Here is a 16,549-nt window from a genome sequence, read left to right as displayed (position 1 = left end):
ACCATAATCGCCCATTCCTTTCCAACCTGCCGCTCCAGCGCGGCTAAAAGGCAGCCGTATTGACGGTTTGCGGCCGAGCCACCGGCTTGGTCAGCGGTTTGCCGTCTTCGGTGACGAGATTCGCCTTGCCGTTGACCGTAATGGCGACGCTTTCGATCCCTTTTTGCTCGGTGAGTGATAACACGAGCGAATTCAAGACGACATCGGAAATGACGTTTTTCTTGTTGCTTCCATAAATCGCCTCGTTGAAGTTAAGCGTCACTTTGCCGTCTTCATACTTTGGGGCGTCAACCAACTTGGCGTCCGGCTGGAAGACGCCGACCAGTTCGCTCCCTTCGTCCGGTCCTTGAATGAGCTCGTTGACAGCGGCGGCAATGTCGTCTTTTTCCCGATTCGATACGCGTCGCGTCACCGGCACGTAGTACGTGTTGCCCCCTTGTTGGGCGACAAAATAAACGGTGACGGGATGCGTGTTTGTAATATCCGGCACGCCGTTGGCTTCGATATTGATGCCATCGGCCCGGCTCACACCGCCTTGGATCGGCGTTTTATTGACCGGCATCACTTCTTGGTCATAGCCGTTGATGCGAATTTTGACGCGCTTAATGTTGTCGAATTGCGTCAACGTCCACGTAATGGCTTGCAAAATCCGCTTTTCATCTTCCGGTTTATAGTTTTTGAATTCCGGCGAAAAGTCGGCGATCAATGTTCCATCTTTCTCTAATTTTGTCCCAAGCACGGTGGTGCCGGCCGGAATGACCGCGCGAAAGCCGTTTGGCAGCACTTGCGAGACCGGACCGTCTTCAACCAAGTATTCAAGCACTTGCTTGGCGACAGCCTGCGTTTTCGGCAGCTCGACCGTTTGCGGCACAACGAAGCCGTTTTTGTCAATGAGATACAACTCTCGTTTCACCGTCTCCGTTGCTTTCGCTTGTTCGTTGGACTTGGTTTTGGTTTTGCCCGCTTCTTGCAGCGCTTGGCCGTCTTTGACATAGCTTGTGTGTTGCGGCGGATCGATTTCCTTCACCGCCCCATCCTTGCCGAACAACCCGCAGCCGCCGAGCAATAACACGGAAGCAAGCATCGGCGCCACCCATATGTGAGTCGTCCGTTTCATTGACGTTCCCTCCTACTCGTAGTTTGTACTACTATGTATACGAGCCGTTTGGCAAAATAGAATAAAAAAATCCTCCAGCGCAACACGCTGAAGGATTTTTCTTCGCTAAAGCCGGATCGCCCCGACGGTGCCGATCGGTTTTCCAAACCATTTGCCGGAAATTTTTTCGAACAGCTCTTTCGGCCCCGTCGTGAAAAACAAATGCTCCGGTTCACGCTCGCCGGTATAGAGGAGATGGCTATGGTGCAAAATCGCGCTCACCTCGCGGGCCGTTTCGCCGCCCGAGCAGATGAGCTTTACCGTTTTCCCCATATACGCGCGAATGAGCGGAGCAAGCAACGGATAATGAGTGCATCCTAAAATGAGCACATCCATCGGCAGCGGGCGGAGCGGAGCAAGCGATTCAGCGACGATTGCCATCGCCTCCTCCCCTTCAAAGTCGCCGCTTTCGACAAGCGGAACAAACTTTGGACAGGCCAAACTCTCGACGTGAACGCGCGGGTTGATCGACTGGAGCGCCGTCTCGTACGCCCGGCTGCGAATGGTGGCGACCGTGCCGATCACGCCGATATGCCCGCTTTTGGTCGCCTTCAAAGCGGCGCGGGCTCCGGGATGAACGACGCCAAGCACCGGGATATCAAGCTTCATCCGCACTTCGTCAAGCGCGACCGCCGTCGCCGTGTTGCAGGCGATAACCAGCATTTTCAACGGATATTGCTGCAAGTAATCGATCATTTGCCACGTAAACCGCCGGATGTCTTCCACCGGACGCGGTCCGTACGGACAACGGGCGGTATCGCCAAGATAGATAATTTGCTCTTTTGGCAGCTGCCGCATAATTTCTTTGGCGACCGTCAAGCCGCCGACTCCTGAATCGATGACACCAATTGCTCGTTCCAAGTGATCGCCTCATTCTTTCGTCATTTCTTGATGCAATTTGCGCAAACAGTGTTCAAACATAGTTATTTCGTCGTCTGAAAAACGTTCTAGCACTCGCGCCAAATCGCGCTGGCGTTTTTCAATCACCTCTTCGATGATCCGCTCTCCTTTTTCCAACAGATGAATGCGGACGACGCGGCGGTCGTGTTCATCGCGAACCCGGGCGACAAGGCCGTTTCGCTCCATGCGGTCAATCAAATCCGTCGTCGTGCTGCACGCCAAATACATTTTGTTCGATAACTCGCCGACCGTCAAGTCCCCTTCTTCAAGCAGCCACTGGAGGGCGACAAACTGCGGTGGGGTGATCGGGTAGTTCGTTAAAATTTCGCGGCCGCGCTGCTTTAAATTGGCGGCGATATAGCGAAGCAATTTCTCCAACTCGGCAACCGTTTTTTCATTCATCGCTGACGGCATACAATCTCCCCTTGATCATTTTCGCGGCCCAGCCCCGAACGGCGGCTTGCGCCAACGGCTCTCCTTTGTTTTTTATTTTACACCACCGCATCATAGAAGCAAATAGAAAAATGCGGCCATCGCCGCACAGAAAGGCCGGCTTGGCATCGAGCCTCGTCCGGCCGCAATCGAACATAACAGCCGGCTGTCCTTCATGGAAAGCCGGCATCGTTTATAATTCAAGTTCGCCCATTCGAAGCAATTCGATGACCGCTTGTGAGCGCCCCTTGACCCCAAGCTTTTGCATCGCGTTCGAAATATGGTTGCGAACCGTTTTCTCGCTGATAAACAGCTCTTGGGCGATTTCCTTGGTCGTCTTGTCTTGCACGAGCAATTCAAACACTTCTTTTTCTCTTTTTGTCAAGAGCGGCTTCGCTTGAAACGATTTGTCCTTCAACGCTGGTAACCCTCCTTGCTCTCAATGGGCCCGAACTGCCGGATGGGTATTTCCTCGCCATATCGTATGTGAGAACAAGAACGGCGGTGACGAAAATTTGTTTATCTAATAGAAAAATAGGAAAAAAATACGACCTCCCCTTCCTGCCGAACAAGAAGGGGAGGTCGTGCAGTTAGACTTCGTCGCTGCCAAAGAAGTCGCGGAACATTTGAATCGTTGTATCCCGGTTTAAGGCGGCGATCGACGTGGTCAGCGGAATGCCTTTCGGGCACGACTGCACGCAGTTTTGCGAGTTGCCGCAGTTCGCCAGCCCGCCGTCGCCCATGATCGCCCGCAATCGCTCCGCCTTATGCATCGCCCCGGTCGGATGGGCGTTAAACAGCCGCACTTGCGACAGCGGGGCCGGGCCGATAAAGTTCGACTTGCTGTTGACGTTCGGGCACGCTTCGAGGCAGACGCCGCACGTCATGCATTTCGACAGCTCGTACGCCCATTGCCGCTTCCGCTCCGGCATGCGCGGCCCCGGGCCAAGGTCATACGTTCCGTCGATCGGTATCCACGCTTTGACGCGTTTTAAGGCGTCAAACATCCGGCTCCGGTCGATGACCAAATCGCGAATGACCGGAAACGTGCGCATCGGCTCGAGGCGGATCGGCTGCTCGAGCTTGTCAATGAGCGCGGCGCACGCTTGGCGCGGCTTGCCGTTAATCACCATCGAACAGGCTCCGCACACCTCTTCCAAACAGTTCATTTCCCAGGCGACCGGCGTCGTTTTTTCCCCTTTGGCGTTGACCGGGTTGCGCCGAATTTCCATGAGCGCGGAAATGACGTTCATGTTCGGGCGGTACGGAATGACGAATTCTTCTTCATACGGCGCGGAATCCGGACGATCTTGGCGCGTGATGATGAATCGAACCGTTTTGTTCTCGCTCATCTTACTTCACTTCCTCTTTCTTTTTGCTATAGTCGCGCTTGCGCGGTTTAATCAACGAGACGTCGACATCTTCGTAGTGGAACGCCGGACCGTCTGGCGTGTAGCGAGCCATCGTCGTTTTCAGCCACTCTTCGTCATTGCGCTCTGGAAACTCCGGTTTGTAATGCGCGCCGCGGCTTTCGTTCCGGTGGTAAGCGCCAAGCGTAATGACGCGGGCGAGCTGCAGCATGTTGTGCAGCTGACGGATAAACGTCGCCCCTTGGTTGCTCCATCTTGACGTGTCGGTGACGCTGATGTTTTTGTAACGCTCCATCAGCTCTTGAATTTTCTCATCCGTCTTCAGCAGCCGGTCGTTGTAGCGGACGATCGTCACGTTCGCCGTCATCCACTCGCCGAGCTCTTTATGCAGCACGTAGGCGTTTTCCGTGCCGTCCATCGCCAAAATGGCTTCCCACTTTTCTTGCTCCCGTTTTACATAGCTGTCATACAGCGTCGACGGCATGGCATCCGCCGATTTCTCAAGGCCGCGGATGTAGCGAACCGCGTTCGGACCGGCGACCATTCCGCCGTAGATGGCCGATAAGAGCGAGTTCGCCCCGAGGCGGTTGGCGCCGTGAATGGAGTAGTCGCACTCGCCGGCGGCAAACAGCCCTTTGATGTTCGTCATTTGATCAAAATCGACCCATAAGCCGCCCATCGAATAGTGAACGGCCGGGAACACTTTCATCGGCACTTTGCGCGGGTCTTCGCCCATGAACTTCTCGTAAATTTCGATAATGCCGCCGAGCTTAATATCCAGCTCTTTTGGATCCTTGTGCGACAAATCCAAATACACCATGTTCTCGCCGTTGATGCCGAGCTTCAAGTCGACGCACACATGGAAAATTTCCCGGGCAGCGATGTCACGCGGCACCAAGTTTCCGTAAGCCGGGTATTTTTCTTCAAGAAAATACCATGGTTTGCCGTCCTTGTACGTCCAGACGCGGCCGCCTTCCCCGCGCGCCGATTCGCTCATGAGGCGAAGCTTATCATCGCCTGGAATGGCGGTCGGATGGATTTGAATAAACTCGCCGTTCGCGTAGTAAACGCCTTGCTGATAGGCGATCGAAGCCGCGGAACCGGTGTTGATGACCGAGTTCGTCGATTTCCCGAAAATGATCCCCGGGCCGCCGGTCGCCAAAATGACGGCATCGGCAGGAAACGCTTTAATTTCCATCGATCGCAAGTCTTGAGCGACGATGCCGCGGCAAATTTGCTCCTCATCCAAAACGACGCCTAAAAACTCCCAGTGCTCGTACTTCGTGACGAGCCCAGCCACTTCATGACGGCGCACTTGCTCATCAAGCGCGTACAAAATTTGCTGGCCGGTCGTCGCGCCGGCGTAAGCGGTGCGGTGATGCTGTGTTCCCCCAAAGCGGCGGAAATCAAGCAATCCTTCCGGCGTCCGGTTGAACATGACGCCCATCCGGTCGAGCATGTAAATGATCCCCGGCGCCGCCTCGCACATCGCTTTGACCGGAGGTTGGTTGGCCAAAAAGTCACCGCCGTAGACGGTATCGTCAAAATGTTCCCACGGCGAGTCGCCTTCCCCTTTTGTGTTGACCGCTCCGTTAATGCCGCCTTGGGCACAGACGGAGTGAGAACGCTTCACCGGAACGAGCGAAAACAACTCGACAGGCACCCCTGCTTCGGCGATTTTAATCGTGGCCATCAAACCGGCCAAGCCGCCGCCGACAACGATGATTTTCCCTTTTTTCATAGCTACTCACTCCCTAATAGATTGCTGCTTCTGCTTTATGCCGCACGTTTTTCCTTGCCGTCCCGCCATCGACCAAGCGATCGTTCGGCGAACGGCGAGGGCGCGATCCGTCACGAGCCCACGCAGCGATTCCCAACGAAAATGTCCGCGTCAAATCCGCTTTTCCCATCCAGCCAAGCTGTTTTTACGCGAACGCCAAAATGGCGCGAATGCCGACAATCGAAAGGGCGACAAAAATGAGCATCGTAATGTACGTGAACACTTGCTGCGAACGAGGGGTCACTGTCAAGCCCCAACTGACGCAGAACGACCATAAGCCGTTGGCGAAATGAAACACGGTTGATAAAATTCCGATAATATAAAACCAAAGCATGAACGGATTATTTACAATATTCGCCATCATCTCGTAATTCACTTCGGCACCAAACGCGGCTTGTACGCGCGTTTCATACACATGCCAGACGACAAAAATCAATGTGATAATGCCGGTGATCCGCTGAAGCATGAACATCCAGTTGCGGAAATAGCCGTACTGGCTCGTATTGAACTTGGCCGTAAACGCGATGTAAATGCCGTATACCGCATGAAACAATAGCGGAAGGAAAATGACGAAAATTTCAAGAAAATAGCGGAACGGCAAGTTTTCCATAAACGCCGCCGCCCGGTTAAACGCTTCCGGCCCACGCGTTGCAAAATGGTTGACGACCAAATGCTGCACTAAAAAGACGCCAACGGGAATGACCCCGAGCAACGAATGGAGCCGGCGGTAGTAAAACTCCCGATTCCCTGCCATATGGAAACCCCCTTCAGTTGATGAAAAATATGCCCTTCTCGCTCGCAGCGTGGAAACGGAAACAACTTCCATTCCCTCATTCGCTTTGTCACATTCATTGTACTCCCACAACGTACGAGCGTCAAGAAAACACCGCCACAAAATGTTCAAACATTCTCATAGTTGTGCCCTCCCGGAAAGATGATGCACATCGACGGCAATTCCGCTATAATGAGGAAATGGATAGAAAGAGGGGGCTGCAATGAAACTGCCGTCATTAGAGAAGCTGTATGAAACATTTGGATCGATTTCCGATTCCGCGTTTGGCGCTGAGCTGCTCCGCCATGCGCTTCTTCCCGACCTGCTTGGCAAAGACGCCGACTCGCTGCTGTATTGGGCCGGCAAACAGCTGGCGCGGCGCTACCCGCTCGACACGCTCGATGAGGTCAAAACATTTTTTGAACGGGCCGGGTGGGGAACACTATCGATCGTCAAAGAACAAAACGACGGTCTGTCCGTCGAGCTGTCCGGCGCCATCATCGCCGCCCGCTGTTCCGTTTATGAGCGCTGCGCGTGCCAGCTCGAAGCCGGGTTTCTCGCCCAGCAGATCGAGCGGCAAACGCGATTGGTCACCGAAGCGATCGAATTGCCGCCAAAACGGGAAGGCAAGGCGCGCATTTTCGTCAAATGGGACCGAAAGCAGCGAATCGATGAACAAGAAGCGCAAGCGACGGGAGACGAATAAAGGCGAAAAGGGCGTCTCATCAAAACGCCCTTTTCGTCTATTCCCGTTTCTCCCCGCTTCACTCGTCTTCCCTTCAAACGTTTTCGGCTATTCATGCAGCTTCTCGTAAATTTTCTCCGCCACCGCCCGCGGAATGTTCGCCTGCTGCAACTCTTCAATCGACGCTTCTTTCATCTTTTTCACCGAGCCAAAATAGTTTAATAACGCTTTTTTCCGTTTGGCGCCGACACCGGGGATGTCATCGAGCACCGAATGGAACATCGTCTTCTGCCGCGTCTTTCGGTGGAAGGTGATCGCAAACCGGTGCACTTCATCTTGAATGCGCTGCAGCAAATAAAACTCTTGGCTTTGCCGGTCAAGCGGCACAACGGCGGGCGGGTCGCCGGCCCAAAGCTCCGATGTGCGATGTTTGTCGTCCTTCGCCAGCCCGGCGAGCGCCACATCGAGGCCGAGCTCGTTTTCGAGCACATCGCGCACCGCCGACAAGTGGCCTTTGCCGCCGTCGATAATGATCAAATCGGGAAGCGGCAGCCCCTCTTTCAGCACGCGCGTATAGCGGCGGCGCACGACTTCGCGCATCGACTCGTAGTCGTTCGGCCCCGCGACCGTTTTCACCTTATATTTGCGGTACTCTTTTTTCGCCGGTTTGCCGTCCAAGAAGACAACGAGCGCCGAGACCGGATCGGCCCCGTAGATGTTTGAGTTATCGAACGCCTCGATGCGGCGCGGCGCCGGAATGCCGAGCCGCTCGCCGAGACGCTCGATGGCTTTGATCGTCCGTTCTTCGTCCCGCTCGATGAAATAAAATTTTTCTTTCAGCGCAATGGCCGCGTTTTTGCTTGCCAGCTCGACAAGCTCTTTTTTCTTTCCTCTTTTCGGCTGGACGACATGGACGCCAAGCAGCGCGCGGGCGAGTTCGCCGTCGATGGCGGCCGGCAAGACGACTTCCTTTGGCTTCAAATGGTGCGCTTTCGCGTAAAACTGACCTAAAAACGTCAGCATCTCCTCATCCGGATCCTGATAGAGCGGAAAGATCGACACATCGCGCTCGATCAGCTTCCCTTGGCGGAGGAAAAACACTTGCACGCACATCCAGCCTTTGTCATAGGCATAGCCGAACACATCGCGGTCGATAAAATCGTTGAGCATCATTTTTTGCTTTTCCATCGTCATCTCAATCGCCGCGATTTGGTCGCGGTATTCTTTCGCCCGCTCAAACTCGAGCGCCTCCGCCGCCTCGTGCATTTTCTGGCTCAGCTCCCGCTTCACTTCTTCATGGCCGCCGTTTAAAAAGCGGACGATTCGCTCGACGATCGCCTTGTTTTGCTCGTCTGACACCGGATGGACACACGGGGCGAGACATTGGTCCATATGGTAATACAAACACGGGCGCGCCGGCAGCGTCGAACATTTGCGGAGCGGATACAAACGGTCGAGCAGCTTTTTCGTCTCGTTCGCCGCCTGCACGTTCGGGTACGGGCCGAAATATTTGCCGCCGTCTTTTTTCACTTTACGGGTGATCAAGAGGCGCGGATGTGTTTCCGCGGTAATTTTAATAAACGGATAGCTTTTATCATCTTTTAGCATGACGTTGTATTTCGGATCATGCTTTTTGATCAAGTTCATTTCCAAAATGAGCGCCTCGGCGTTTGACGAAGTGACGATGTATTCAAAATCGGCGATGTCCTCGACGAGCCGCTGCGTTTTGCCGTCGTGCGTCCCGGTAAAATACGAGCGGACGCGCGCTTTTAGCGACTTCGCCTTGCCGACGTAAATGACCGTTCCGTATTTGTCTTTCATTAAATAGCAGCCCGGCTGCTCCGGCAGCACCGCCAGTTTTTCTTTCAGCCGCTCGTTCATGGCCACCACCTCACTGCTCCATCCATTCGTACAGCGTAATCGTTCCGTACACCGGATCGGCAAGCGGACTGGAACGATACGTTTTCACTTGGCGCACATGGCGGGAAACATCGACGCCTTGGGCGCGAAACCCGTCAACAACATGATTGGTCATATAAATTGTAGCATGGCGATAGTTTTCTTTGTCTTGCAAAAAGAAGGAAAAATGGAACACCTCTTTATGCGGAAACGGCACATGCAAATAGTCGAACACGCGCGTTTCTTCCCACGTATATACCACAAACGATTGCCGTTTGTCACGCAACTCGTCCGCCAACTGGTATACAGCCGGCGGCGTCGCCATTTGCTCGCGCAGCTGCCCGATGCCGACGGCCGCCTGCAAAAGCACGACCGCGGCCGCCAACGCTAATCCCCACCTCCGCGGCGCGGCCAACAAGCGGCCCCACACATACAACAGGGTAAAATGGATCAACGGAAGAAGGTGGCGCGGCTTTTCGATGTTTTGCGCCAATAACGCCCAGACGGCATACAGCAGGGCGGAAACGACGAGCGCGCGCGGCAGCCGAAACCGACCGGCGCGCCAAGCGATGGCGCCGATTGCCGTATAGGCGGCGAGCAGCCAAGCGTTTTGGCAGCCGATGCCGGTCCAAAGAAAGTTATCGAGCAAAAAACGGCGCACCCGCTCGGAAAACGGAAGCGGGCTCACCGCCGCCGTTCCGCCCCACTCACTGAAATGGCCGTGGACAAACGCCCAGCCGAGCTTGAAAAACGGGAAAAGGCCGCCTTCCGTGCGCGCCACCGCCGCCACCCAAATCAGCTGAAACAACGCGGCCGCCAAAACGGAAGCCGCCACCCGGCCCAAGCGGCGGTGCCTGTTCCAGTCTTCATGCCAAAGGAACAACAGCGCGGCGCCGAATGGGGCATACGACAGGCGCACTCCCATCAGCACGCTGAACAAGGCGGCCGGCAACAGCTGCGCCTTCCATGTCGTCTGTCGGTGCGCCCGCTCCATCGCCCACATGTACCACCAGAGCACGCCGAGCGCCGCACCGTCGGACATCGGCCGGGCGGCGGCGAGGAGCCCATAGCTTGAAGAGAGCACGGCCAAAGCGGCGAGCAGCGCCGCCGGCAGCGCCATCTGCCGGCGCAGCAGCCACACAAGCGGAAAAACGGCGGACAAGAGAACGAGAACATTCAACACGGACAGCGCCTTAGCCGGATTGGCGATGACCGCGTGAACGACCATGCCGCCGAAAATGAAATACGGATAGCCGGGAAAATGCGGCTGCATGGCCAATAAGTCATAGCGCTGAAGCGCCAGGGCAAAATCGACTTCATCCCATGTGGCCGCATACGGGCTGGCCCAATACAACGCGGCGCCGGCCAAAACGGCGACCAGTCCGATGCCAAAACAAAGCCAAAACCGGTCGGGCAACAGTCGTTTCACGAGCTTCCCTCCAAAGAAAAAATACAAGGCGCAGCTGCCTTGTACGTTACATGACGTTTTTTGCTTTTTCCTCCAAAGCGGCAATCGCCGGTTTCTCGACCACAGCGCTCTTTTGACCGCGGCGGCTCGTCACGAGCAAGAAAACGACGACAAAGTAGCCGATATAAGCGATCACTTCCTCGAGCGACGGCATCGACGAGTAGCCAAACAACGCTTTGAAAAAGACACCGACTTCACCGGAGAAAATGGGAGCGACGCCGTGGTCGCGCACATAGTGCTCATAATCGATCGGGTGTTCCGGAAGCAGCCAAGTCAAATCGTACACGTGCGGCATGACGCTGCCGATCAGACCGATGTCTTGCATCATGGAAATGGCTTGCACGAGCAAGCCGGCGGCGATCAAGACGATAAAAGCGCCGGTCACTTTAAAGAATGTCTTGAGCGGGATGCGCATCGTTCCCTTAAAGAAGAAGTAGCTGACCAACGCGGCGACGGCGATGCCTGTCGCCGCTCCCCAGCCTTGCAGCGCCGCACCGATGTTGCCGTGCGTGATGGCGGCGAAGAAGAAGACGGTTTCCACGCCTTCGCGCAAGACGACTAAAAACGAGTGAATGACCATGCCGGCGACATTGCCGGCGGTGATGAACCGATCCATTTTCCCTTCGACACTTTTTTTCATGTCGCGGCTATGCTCAGCCATCCAAAACACCATTTGCGTCAACAGCAGCGTCGAAATGATCATGATGCCGATTTTCAAGTACGTTTCGCTGCCCATGGCGGCAAACCCGGTAAAGACAAGCTGAAACAACATAGCGACACCGACGCTGGCGGCCACCGCCAAGGCGGCGCCAAGCCACACGTATTTCGTATACTCGCGATGGTTCACCCGTTTCAAATACGACGTAATAATTCCGACGATCAGCAGCGCCTCGAGCGCTTCACGAAACGTAATGAGCAGCGCTTGAACTTCCATGCCCCCGTCTCCCCTTCACATGTAGACTAAATCCGTTTCCGCCGTCGTACGTAAATCCAACCAGCGCCAATGATAATGGCAACGATAACGATAAGAGGGACCCAGTTTTTCGAGTTTGACAAATCGGTCCATTCCTTTTTTTTCACTTCATCCGGTTTTTCGGTGGCGCTTTCCGAAAAATGGCCAACTTCTAAGCTTTTCAAACCGAATTGCTTTTGCAGCGTTGTTAAAATCGTCTCTTTGCTTTTCTTAAAAGCGTTGATATCGGATTTTTTCTCGCCGACGCCGAACAGCCCCGGGTTGCCAAGCGACTGCAATGCGTTGTCAAACTCGGTGCGCAGCTGTTTGTCAAGCGCCGCGTCTTTTCCTTGAATGATCGGCGACAGCGCCTCATACGTGGCAAACGCCTTCGCCAACAGCCGCTTGCTCGTATCATACTGGTCAAAGTTTTTCTCAATATTGTCTAAGCGGCGGGCGATATTGAGCACTAAAATTTTTTCCATATTTTCTGTCACCGCTTGGCGGTCTTTGGCTTCGAGGGCTTTAAGCACCGCTTTGGCCGGCTCCGGCCCCATATGCATGTCGATCTCTTCTTTTACCGTTTCAAAAATTTCTTTAGCCGCGGCAAAATTCGGCGGCTCCTCATTCAGCTTTTCCTTCATCTGCTTGTAAGCTTCAGCGACCGCCTCTTTGTTCGGATCCCCGTATGAATAAGCGAACACGTTGAGCGGGATGAGATTGAAAATAACTATCATTGCTATGTAAAAAAAGAAACGCGGCCTTTTCACTTTTTCGTTCCTCCCATCAAGACTAATGATAATCATTATCATCCTTTCTGTCAATACAGGGACATCAAAAATGCGACCGCCGGAGACGGCGGCCTCACGAACAATGCCGGGCCCGCTCCGAGGAGCGATCGTGCGCCTCGCGGTCGCCGGCGACTTTGGCGACCGGGCGGCGCATTTCCTTCCATACGGCCGGGATGACCGCGGTCATATAGGCGGTGAACTTGATGAACGAGCGGCCGGTCGTCCGCACTTGATAGCGGATCGGCACTTCTTGCAAACGAAATCCTTTGCGCACCAAGTTGAGCGTCAGCACTTGGGCGTAGTTGTAATCGTGGATGATTTCCGCCTCCTCCATCGCTTGGCGCGAAAAGGCGCGCATCCCCGACTGTCCGTCATAGAGCCGCTGTCTGAGCAGCAGCGACTGCAGCCAAGTGAACAAATAATTCCCGAGGCGGCGATGCCATTTCATGCCGCGAATCGTGCCAAGAAAGCGCGAGCCGATCGTATAATCGGCCTCGCCGGCAACAATCGGCGCCAACAGGTCGGGGATTTGTTCCGGCGGATATTCGTTGTCCGCGTCGATCATCACGCCGATATCGGCGCCGAGGCGGACACACTCTTCAAGCCCCCGCCGCACCGCCGCACCGAGGCCGCGGTTTTCCGGCAAGCGGCAAATGATATCGGCCCCGGCTTCTTTCGCTACTTCGGCCGTTCGGTCCGTCGATCCATCATCAATGACCAAGACGCTGACCTCTATATCGGGGTGAAAATGACGCGGAATGCGGCGGATGACGTCGCCAATCGCTTCTTCTTCATTGTGCGCCGGCAAAAAGACGATGACGCGCTGCTTCTTCATCGCGCTCCTCCTTTCGGATCGCCTCAATTAACACCGGGCCGCGGCTATGGCTCGGATACGGCGCCCCAAGCAAATAAGCGATCGTCGGCGCCAGCGAAACGAGGCTTCTTTTCTCATCGATTCGTTTTCCTCGCTCAATCGCCGGACCGTATAGAAAAAACGGCACATACCGCTCCCCTTCATCGAGGTGACCGTGGCCGCCGATGCCATCCGCTTGGCCATGGTCGGCGCAGACGATCAATGTCGCGCGCTCGAGCTCGCCCCGTTCCGCAAGCCAGCTGACAAACTCAGCGATCAAGGCGTCCGCTTCTTCAATTTTTTCGATATACTCATCATACAAGACACCGCGGCTATGGCCGGTCTGATCGGTGGCGATCAATTGCACGACGAGCAAGTCCGGATTTTGTTCCTCAACGATGCGCTTCGCCCGCTCGATAATATAACGATCGGCTAGGTCGTTCGGCATGACGGCCGTCACCGTTTCGACATCGTCGCCGAACGAATCGACCAAATGGGCGATGCCGAGCAAGCGGCCGGTTTTTCCGATTTTCCGAAGCGAATCGAAAATCGTCTCCACTTTCGCCCCAAGCTTCCATACCATATTGGACCGGATGCCGTGCTCAAACGGATACGTCCCCGTCAGCATCGAGGTGAAGCAGACGACGGTGCGCGCCGGATAGACGGTTTCCATTTGCGCAAATTCCGTTCCTTGCGCGCGCAGCCGTTTCAAAAACGGGGCGTTCGCCGCTTCAAACCGGTCTTTGCGCATCCCGTCAATCACGATGACGTACACTTTGTCACTGACCGGCCCGGTGGGACTCGGCACGTTGCTCGTGTAAGTCGGAATGATCTCCGGCTGCCAGTCAAACAAATGACGGTGCAAAATCGATGAAAACAGCCACACCGCAGCGGCAAACAGCCAAAACGGCCCGCACAGCGACAACCAATCGGCACCGCGCTCGGCCAAAGACGCCGCATATTCCCACACCGACAGCAAAAGGAACAATTTCGGCAGCTGCTCTTGGGCGTTGCCGCTCGTCGAATCGCTGTTTTTCAACACCAGTTTCCAAAAGCGGGTGAAATTCCACCATGACGTGCCGATGCGCAAATGGTAATACAGCGTCCCCCAAAAAAAGACGGTAAAGAAAAAATAGAGCGCGGCCGAAAGCAGCAATAAGGCCACATCGGCAAACGACCAGACGATGAGAAAGACGATATACGGAATCCATAAATAATTGCGCAAAAACAGCGGATAATCGTAAACGTAGTAGACAACAAACAGCGGCAGCGCCGCCGCCAGGCCGAGCAGCCAAGCCGAGGCATGGCCATGAATCAGGTCGGCGGCATGACTGATGACCATCACCCCGACAGCGAAAATCGGCGTGAACGGCTTGCCTTCATTCAACAAATTCCAGCAGCGCGCCGCAATTTTTTCGAATCGTGATGCTTCTTTCATCGCTTCTCCCTTCCCTTTTTCCACACGCCCTGCACCACCTGCCAGTCGGACCGCCAAAACGCGAGCACAACGGCCCCAGCCGCGTAGGAAAATAGAAATTTCACCGCATGGGTAACAACGGCCGCCGCATAGGCGCGTTCTCCTGAGGCCCCCAACGTCGTCAGCGCAAACGCCATTACCGCCTCATACGTTCCGAGCCCGCCGGGAGCCACTTGGACGATTTGGCCGGAAACGGTCGCGCTGTTGACCCATACCGCCTGCCAAAAGGAAAGCGAAAGGCCCACGGTCTCAGCGACCGCGCCAATGACCGCCGCCTCGCACAGCCAGCTCGCTGCCACCGCCGCGACGATCCCCGCTCCGCGACGGCCCTGAAACACCGTCCGCCAGCGCCGCCATAACCGCTCGAGGCGGAGCGGGCGGCGAAGCACGACCGCGGCCAGCACGACCGCGGCGGCAACGGCCGCGGCCAAGAGCGGAACCTGGGGAATGTGATGGCGATACGCATACGTCCCAATGACCGTCCATCCGCCCAGCATCGCCATATCAAGGAACCGCATCACCGCCACCGATTCCACCGCCTCGCCGAACGAAACGCCGGGCTGGCGGGCGAGCACGACGACACGGGCGGCATCGCCGATTTTCACCGGGGCGACATGATTGACAAACAAACTGAGGAGCACGGCGCGCCCATAGACCGACAGCGCGAGCGGCTTCCCGACATATTGCTTCCACGCCCACGCCCGCAGCCAAAACGAAGCGCCATACACAAGCAGCACAGCGGCGAAGCGAACGGGCTGGCGAGCCAGTTCAGCGAGAGGAGCAAGCAAAAGGCGCCCATCAAAATAACGATGCGTCAGCCAGGCAAACAGCGCGATGAGCGCCGCGCCAACCATGGCGCGCGCCAAACGGGCCGCCCGCTTACCGTTCATGTTCGCGCGCCCACGCCACCGTCCGCGCCAACCCTTCGGCAAACGGCACGTTGGGCTCATAGCCAAACGCCTGCTTCGCCTTCGTAATGTCGGCCCACGTCGCTTTCACATCCCCTTTCCGCTCCGGCGCCTGCACGATTTTCAGATCGGGAAAGTGCTTCCGCAGCTCAGCGAGCAGCTGCTCCATCGTAACGGGCGCCCCCGCCCCCAAGTTGAACACTTCGCTTCGTCCGCCGCCGCGCTGAAGCGCCGCGATCATGCCGGCGACGATATCATCGATGTACGTATAATCGCGCGCCGTCCCTTGGCCATATACGACAATCTCCTCGCCTGCCAACAACCGGCGCAAAAACGTGCCGATCGCCATATCGGGCCGCCCCCACGGGCCATACACCGTAAAATAGCGGAACATCGTCATTCGGTATCCGTACAAATGCGCGTACGCATGACAAAACGACTCCGCCCCGTATTTCGCGGCTGCATACGGCGAGACGACACGGCCGTCCGCCATTTCTTCCTTGAGCGGGACATTGCCGCGGTCGCCGTACACCGATGACGACGAGGCGAACAACACATGGCCCGCCCCCGCCTCTCCAGCCGCCGTCAAAACGTTCACCGTCGCCTTAATGTCATAATCGATGTAAGCGAGCGGATGCGCCAACGAATACGGCACGCCCGGCAGCGCCGCCAAATGAAAGACGACATCGGGACGAAACTGGCTGAACCAGCGCTTTGTCGCTTCCCCATCAAGCAAGTCGAAGCGAGCCAGCGGCACCCGGCCGCCGGTGAGCGCGTGAAACTGCCGCTCCTTCCGTTCGGCAGGATAGTACGGATGAAAACAATCGATCGCCGCCACTTCATAACCTTGCTCATGCAGCCGAGCGGCCAAATGGCTGCCAATAAACCCCGCACCCCCGGTCACCACCACTTTCATTACCTTCACCTCATCCTTTTCCATTGTCCATTAGCATCTTACCATAAACCGCCGGGGAACGTCGTGGCGAACCGACAAAAACCAAATGTTTCCGTTTCCTACCTTGGCTTGAGCGTTTCCCCATTCGCCATGACACCATCCTCAAAACCATTCCGCCTTTGGCGCGGTGAAGCAGCAGTTTAGCCAGCGC

The 16,549-nt window shown here is 55.8% G+C and carries 16 protein-coding genes; 1 reads left to right on the top strand and 15 read right to left on the bottom strand.

The annotated features are described in order from the left end of the window. Window positions 1–43: 43 nt before the first annotated feature. The 7 genes from NST29_RS04910 to NST29_RS04880 all read right to left on the bottom strand — a co-directional run bounded on the left by NST29_RS04910 (window position 44) and on the right by NST29_RS04880 (window position 6,392). Window positions 44–1,117 (bottom strand): GerMN domain-containing protein, encoded by a 1,074-nt coding sequence (locus tag NST29_RS04910; protein WP_033020313.1) that lies wholly within the window; start codon window positions 1,115–1,117, stop codon window positions 44–46. A 105-nt stretch (window positions 1,118–1,222) separates the two neighbouring features. Next, window positions 1,223–2,017, bottom strand: coding sequence for a glutamate racemase (racE, locus tag NST29_RS04905; protein WP_033020315.1), 795 nt, complete (start codon window positions 2,015–2,017; stop codon window positions 1,223–1,225). A 9-nt stretch (window positions 2,018–2,026) separates the two neighbouring features. Beyond that, window positions 2,027–2,470 (bottom strand): MarR family transcriptional regulator, encoded by a 444-nt coding sequence (locus NST29_RS04900; RefSeq protein WP_033020316.1) that lies wholly within the window; start codon window positions 2,468–2,470, stop codon window positions 2,027–2,029. Window positions 2,471–2,681: 211 nt separating this feature from the next. After that, window positions 2,682–2,906, bottom strand: coding sequence for a response regulator transcription factor (locus NST29_RS04895; protein WP_033020318.1), 225 nt, complete (start codon window positions 2,904–2,906; stop codon window positions 2,682–2,684). Window positions 2,907–3,078: 172 nt separating this feature from the next. Next, window positions 3,079–3,840, bottom strand: coding sequence for a succinate dehydrogenase iron-sulfur subunit (gene sdhB / locus NST29_RS04890; protein ID WP_033020319.1), 762 nt, complete (start codon window positions 3,838–3,840; stop codon window positions 3,079–3,081). Window position 3,841: 1 nt separating this feature from the next. Continuing rightward, window positions 3,842–5,599, bottom strand: a complete 1,758-nt coding sequence (gene sdhA / locus NST29_RS04885; protein WP_033020320.1) for a succinate dehydrogenase flavoprotein subunit — start codon at window positions 5,597–5,599, stop codon at window positions 3,842–3,844. A 184-nt stretch (window positions 5,600–5,783) separates the two neighbouring features. After that, window positions 5,784–6,392: a succinate dehydrogenase cytochrome b558 subunit gene (locus NST29_RS04880; protein WP_033020324.1), complete on the bottom strand. Its 609-nt coding sequence runs from the start codon at window positions 6,390–6,392 to the stop codon at window positions 5,784–5,786. Between the two features lie 241 nt (window positions 6,393–6,633). Here NST29_RS04880 and NST29_RS04875 point away from each other — a divergent pair, with 241 nt between their 5' ends. After that, window positions 6,634–7,116, top strand: coding sequence for a YslB family protein (locus NST29_RS04875; protein WP_033020328.1), 483 nt, complete (start codon window positions 6,634–6,636; stop codon window positions 7,114–7,116). An 87-nt stretch (window positions 7,117–7,203) separates the two neighbouring features. Here NST29_RS04875 and uvrC read toward each other — a convergent pair whose 3' ends face one another. The 8 genes from uvrC to NST29_RS04835 form a co-directional block, all read right to left on the bottom strand. After that, window positions 7,204–8,976, bottom strand: coding sequence for an excinuclease ABC subunit UvrC (gene uvrC / locus NST29_RS04870; protein WP_033020366.1), 1,773 nt, complete (start codon window positions 8,974–8,976; stop codon window positions 7,204–7,206). Between the two features lie 10 nt (window positions 8,977–8,986). Continuing rightward, entirely contained in the window at window positions 8,987–10,423 is a 1,437-nt protein-coding gene (locus NST29_RS04865) for a hypothetical protein (RefSeq protein WP_033020368.1), read from the bottom strand. A 46-nt stretch (window positions 10,424–10,469) separates the two neighbouring features. Beyond that, window positions 10,470–11,396: an FTR1 family protein gene (locus NST29_RS04860; RefSeq protein ID WP_033020329.1), complete on the bottom strand. Its 927-nt coding sequence runs from the start codon at window positions 11,394–11,396 to the stop codon at window positions 10,470–10,472. A gap of 26 nt (window positions 11,397–11,422) precedes the next feature. After that, a complete protein-coding gene (locus NST29_RS04855) occupies window positions 11,423–12,184 on the bottom strand; it encodes a hypothetical protein (protein ID WP_033020330.1) in 762 nt (253 codons plus the stop codon). 94 nt (window positions 12,185–12,278) lie between these two features. Then, a complete protein-coding gene (locus tag NST29_RS04850; RefSeq protein ID WP_033020331.1) occupies window positions 12,279–13,040 on the bottom strand; it encodes a glycosyltransferase family 2 protein in 762 nt (253 codons plus the stop codon). Next, complete coding sequence (locus NST29_RS04845) at window positions 12,997–14,496, bottom strand: ectonucleotide pyrophosphatase/phosphodiesterase (RefSeq protein WP_033020332.1); 1,500 nt, start codon at window positions 14,494–14,496, stop codon at window positions 12,997–12,999. Before NST29_RS04845 ends, NST29_RS04850 begins: the two co-directional genes overlap by 44 nt. Next, entirely contained in the window at window positions 14,493–15,425 is a 933-nt protein-coding gene (locus NST29_RS04840; protein ID WP_033020333.1) for a lysylphosphatidylglycerol synthase transmembrane domain-containing protein, read from the bottom strand. The genes NST29_RS04845 and NST29_RS04840 overlap by 4 nt, the downstream gene beginning before the upstream one ends. Next, window positions 15,415–16,359: an NAD-dependent epimerase/dehydratase family protein gene (locus NST29_RS04835; protein ID WP_033020334.1), complete on the bottom strand. Its 945-nt coding sequence runs from the start codon at window positions 16,357–16,359 to the stop codon at window positions 15,415–15,417. Before NST29_RS04835 ends, NST29_RS04840 begins: the two co-directional genes overlap by 11 nt. Window positions 16,360–16,549 lie beyond the last annotated feature (190 nt).

It is taken from the genome of Geobacillus sp. FSL W8-0026 (genome assembly GCF_037966255.1).
Taxonomy (GTDB): domain Bacteria; phylum Bacillota; class Bacilli; order Bacillales; family Anoxybacillaceae; genus Geobacillus; species Geobacillus icigianus.
Note: the sequence above shows the minus strand (reverse complement) of the source record. Positions and strands in the feature narration are given on the sequence as shown.

Excerpts from the sequence above, each read along its gene's own strand:
- NST29_RS04910 (WP_033020313.1), bottom strand. The coding sequence starts at position 1,117 with ATGAAACGGACGACTCACATATGGGTGGCGCCGATGCTTGCTTCCGTG.
- NST29_RS04900 (WP_033020316.1), bottom strand. The coding sequence starts at position 2,470 with ATGCCGTCAGCGATGAATGAAAAAACGGTTGCCGAGTTGGAGAAATTG.
- sdhB (WP_033020319.1), bottom strand. The coding sequence starts at position 3,840 with ATGAGCGAGAACAAAACGGTTCGATTCATCATCACGCGCCAAGATCGT.
- sdhA (WP_033020320.1), bottom strand. The coding sequence starts at position 5,599 with ATGAAAAAAGGGAAAATCATCGTTGTCGGCGGCGGCTTGGCCGGTTTG.
- NST29_RS04880 (WP_033020324.1), bottom strand. The coding sequence starts at position 6,392 with ATGGCAGGGAATCGGGAGTTTTACTACCGCCGGCTCCATTCGTTGCTC.
- NST29_RS04875 (WP_033020328.1), top strand. The coding sequence starts at position 6,634 with ATGAAACTGCCGTCATTAGAGAAGCTGTATGAAACATTTGGATCGATT.
- uvrC (WP_033020366.1), bottom strand. The coding sequence starts at position 8,976 with ATGAACGAGCGGCTGAAAGAAAAACTGGCGGTGCTGCCGGAGCAGCCG.
- NST29_RS04860 (WP_033020329.1), bottom strand. The coding sequence starts at position 11,396 with ATGGAAGTTCAAGCGCTGCTCATTACGTTTCGTGAAGCGCTCGAGGCG.
- NST29_RS04850 (WP_033020331.1), bottom strand. The coding sequence starts at position 13,040 with ATGAAGAAGCAGCGCGTCATCGTCTTTTTGCCGGCGCACAATGAAGAA.
- NST29_RS04845 (WP_033020332.1), bottom strand. The coding sequence starts at position 14,496 with ATGAAAGAAGCATCACGATTCGAAAAAATTGCGGCGCGCTGCTGGAAT.
- NST29_RS04840 (WP_033020333.1), bottom strand. The coding sequence starts at position 15,425 with ATGAACGGTAAGCGGGCGGCCCGTTTGGCGCGCGCCATGGTTGGCGCG.
- NST29_RS04835 (WP_033020334.1), bottom strand. The coding sequence starts at position 16,359 with ATGAAAGTGGTGGTGACCGGGGGTGCGGGGTTTATTGGCAGCCATTTG.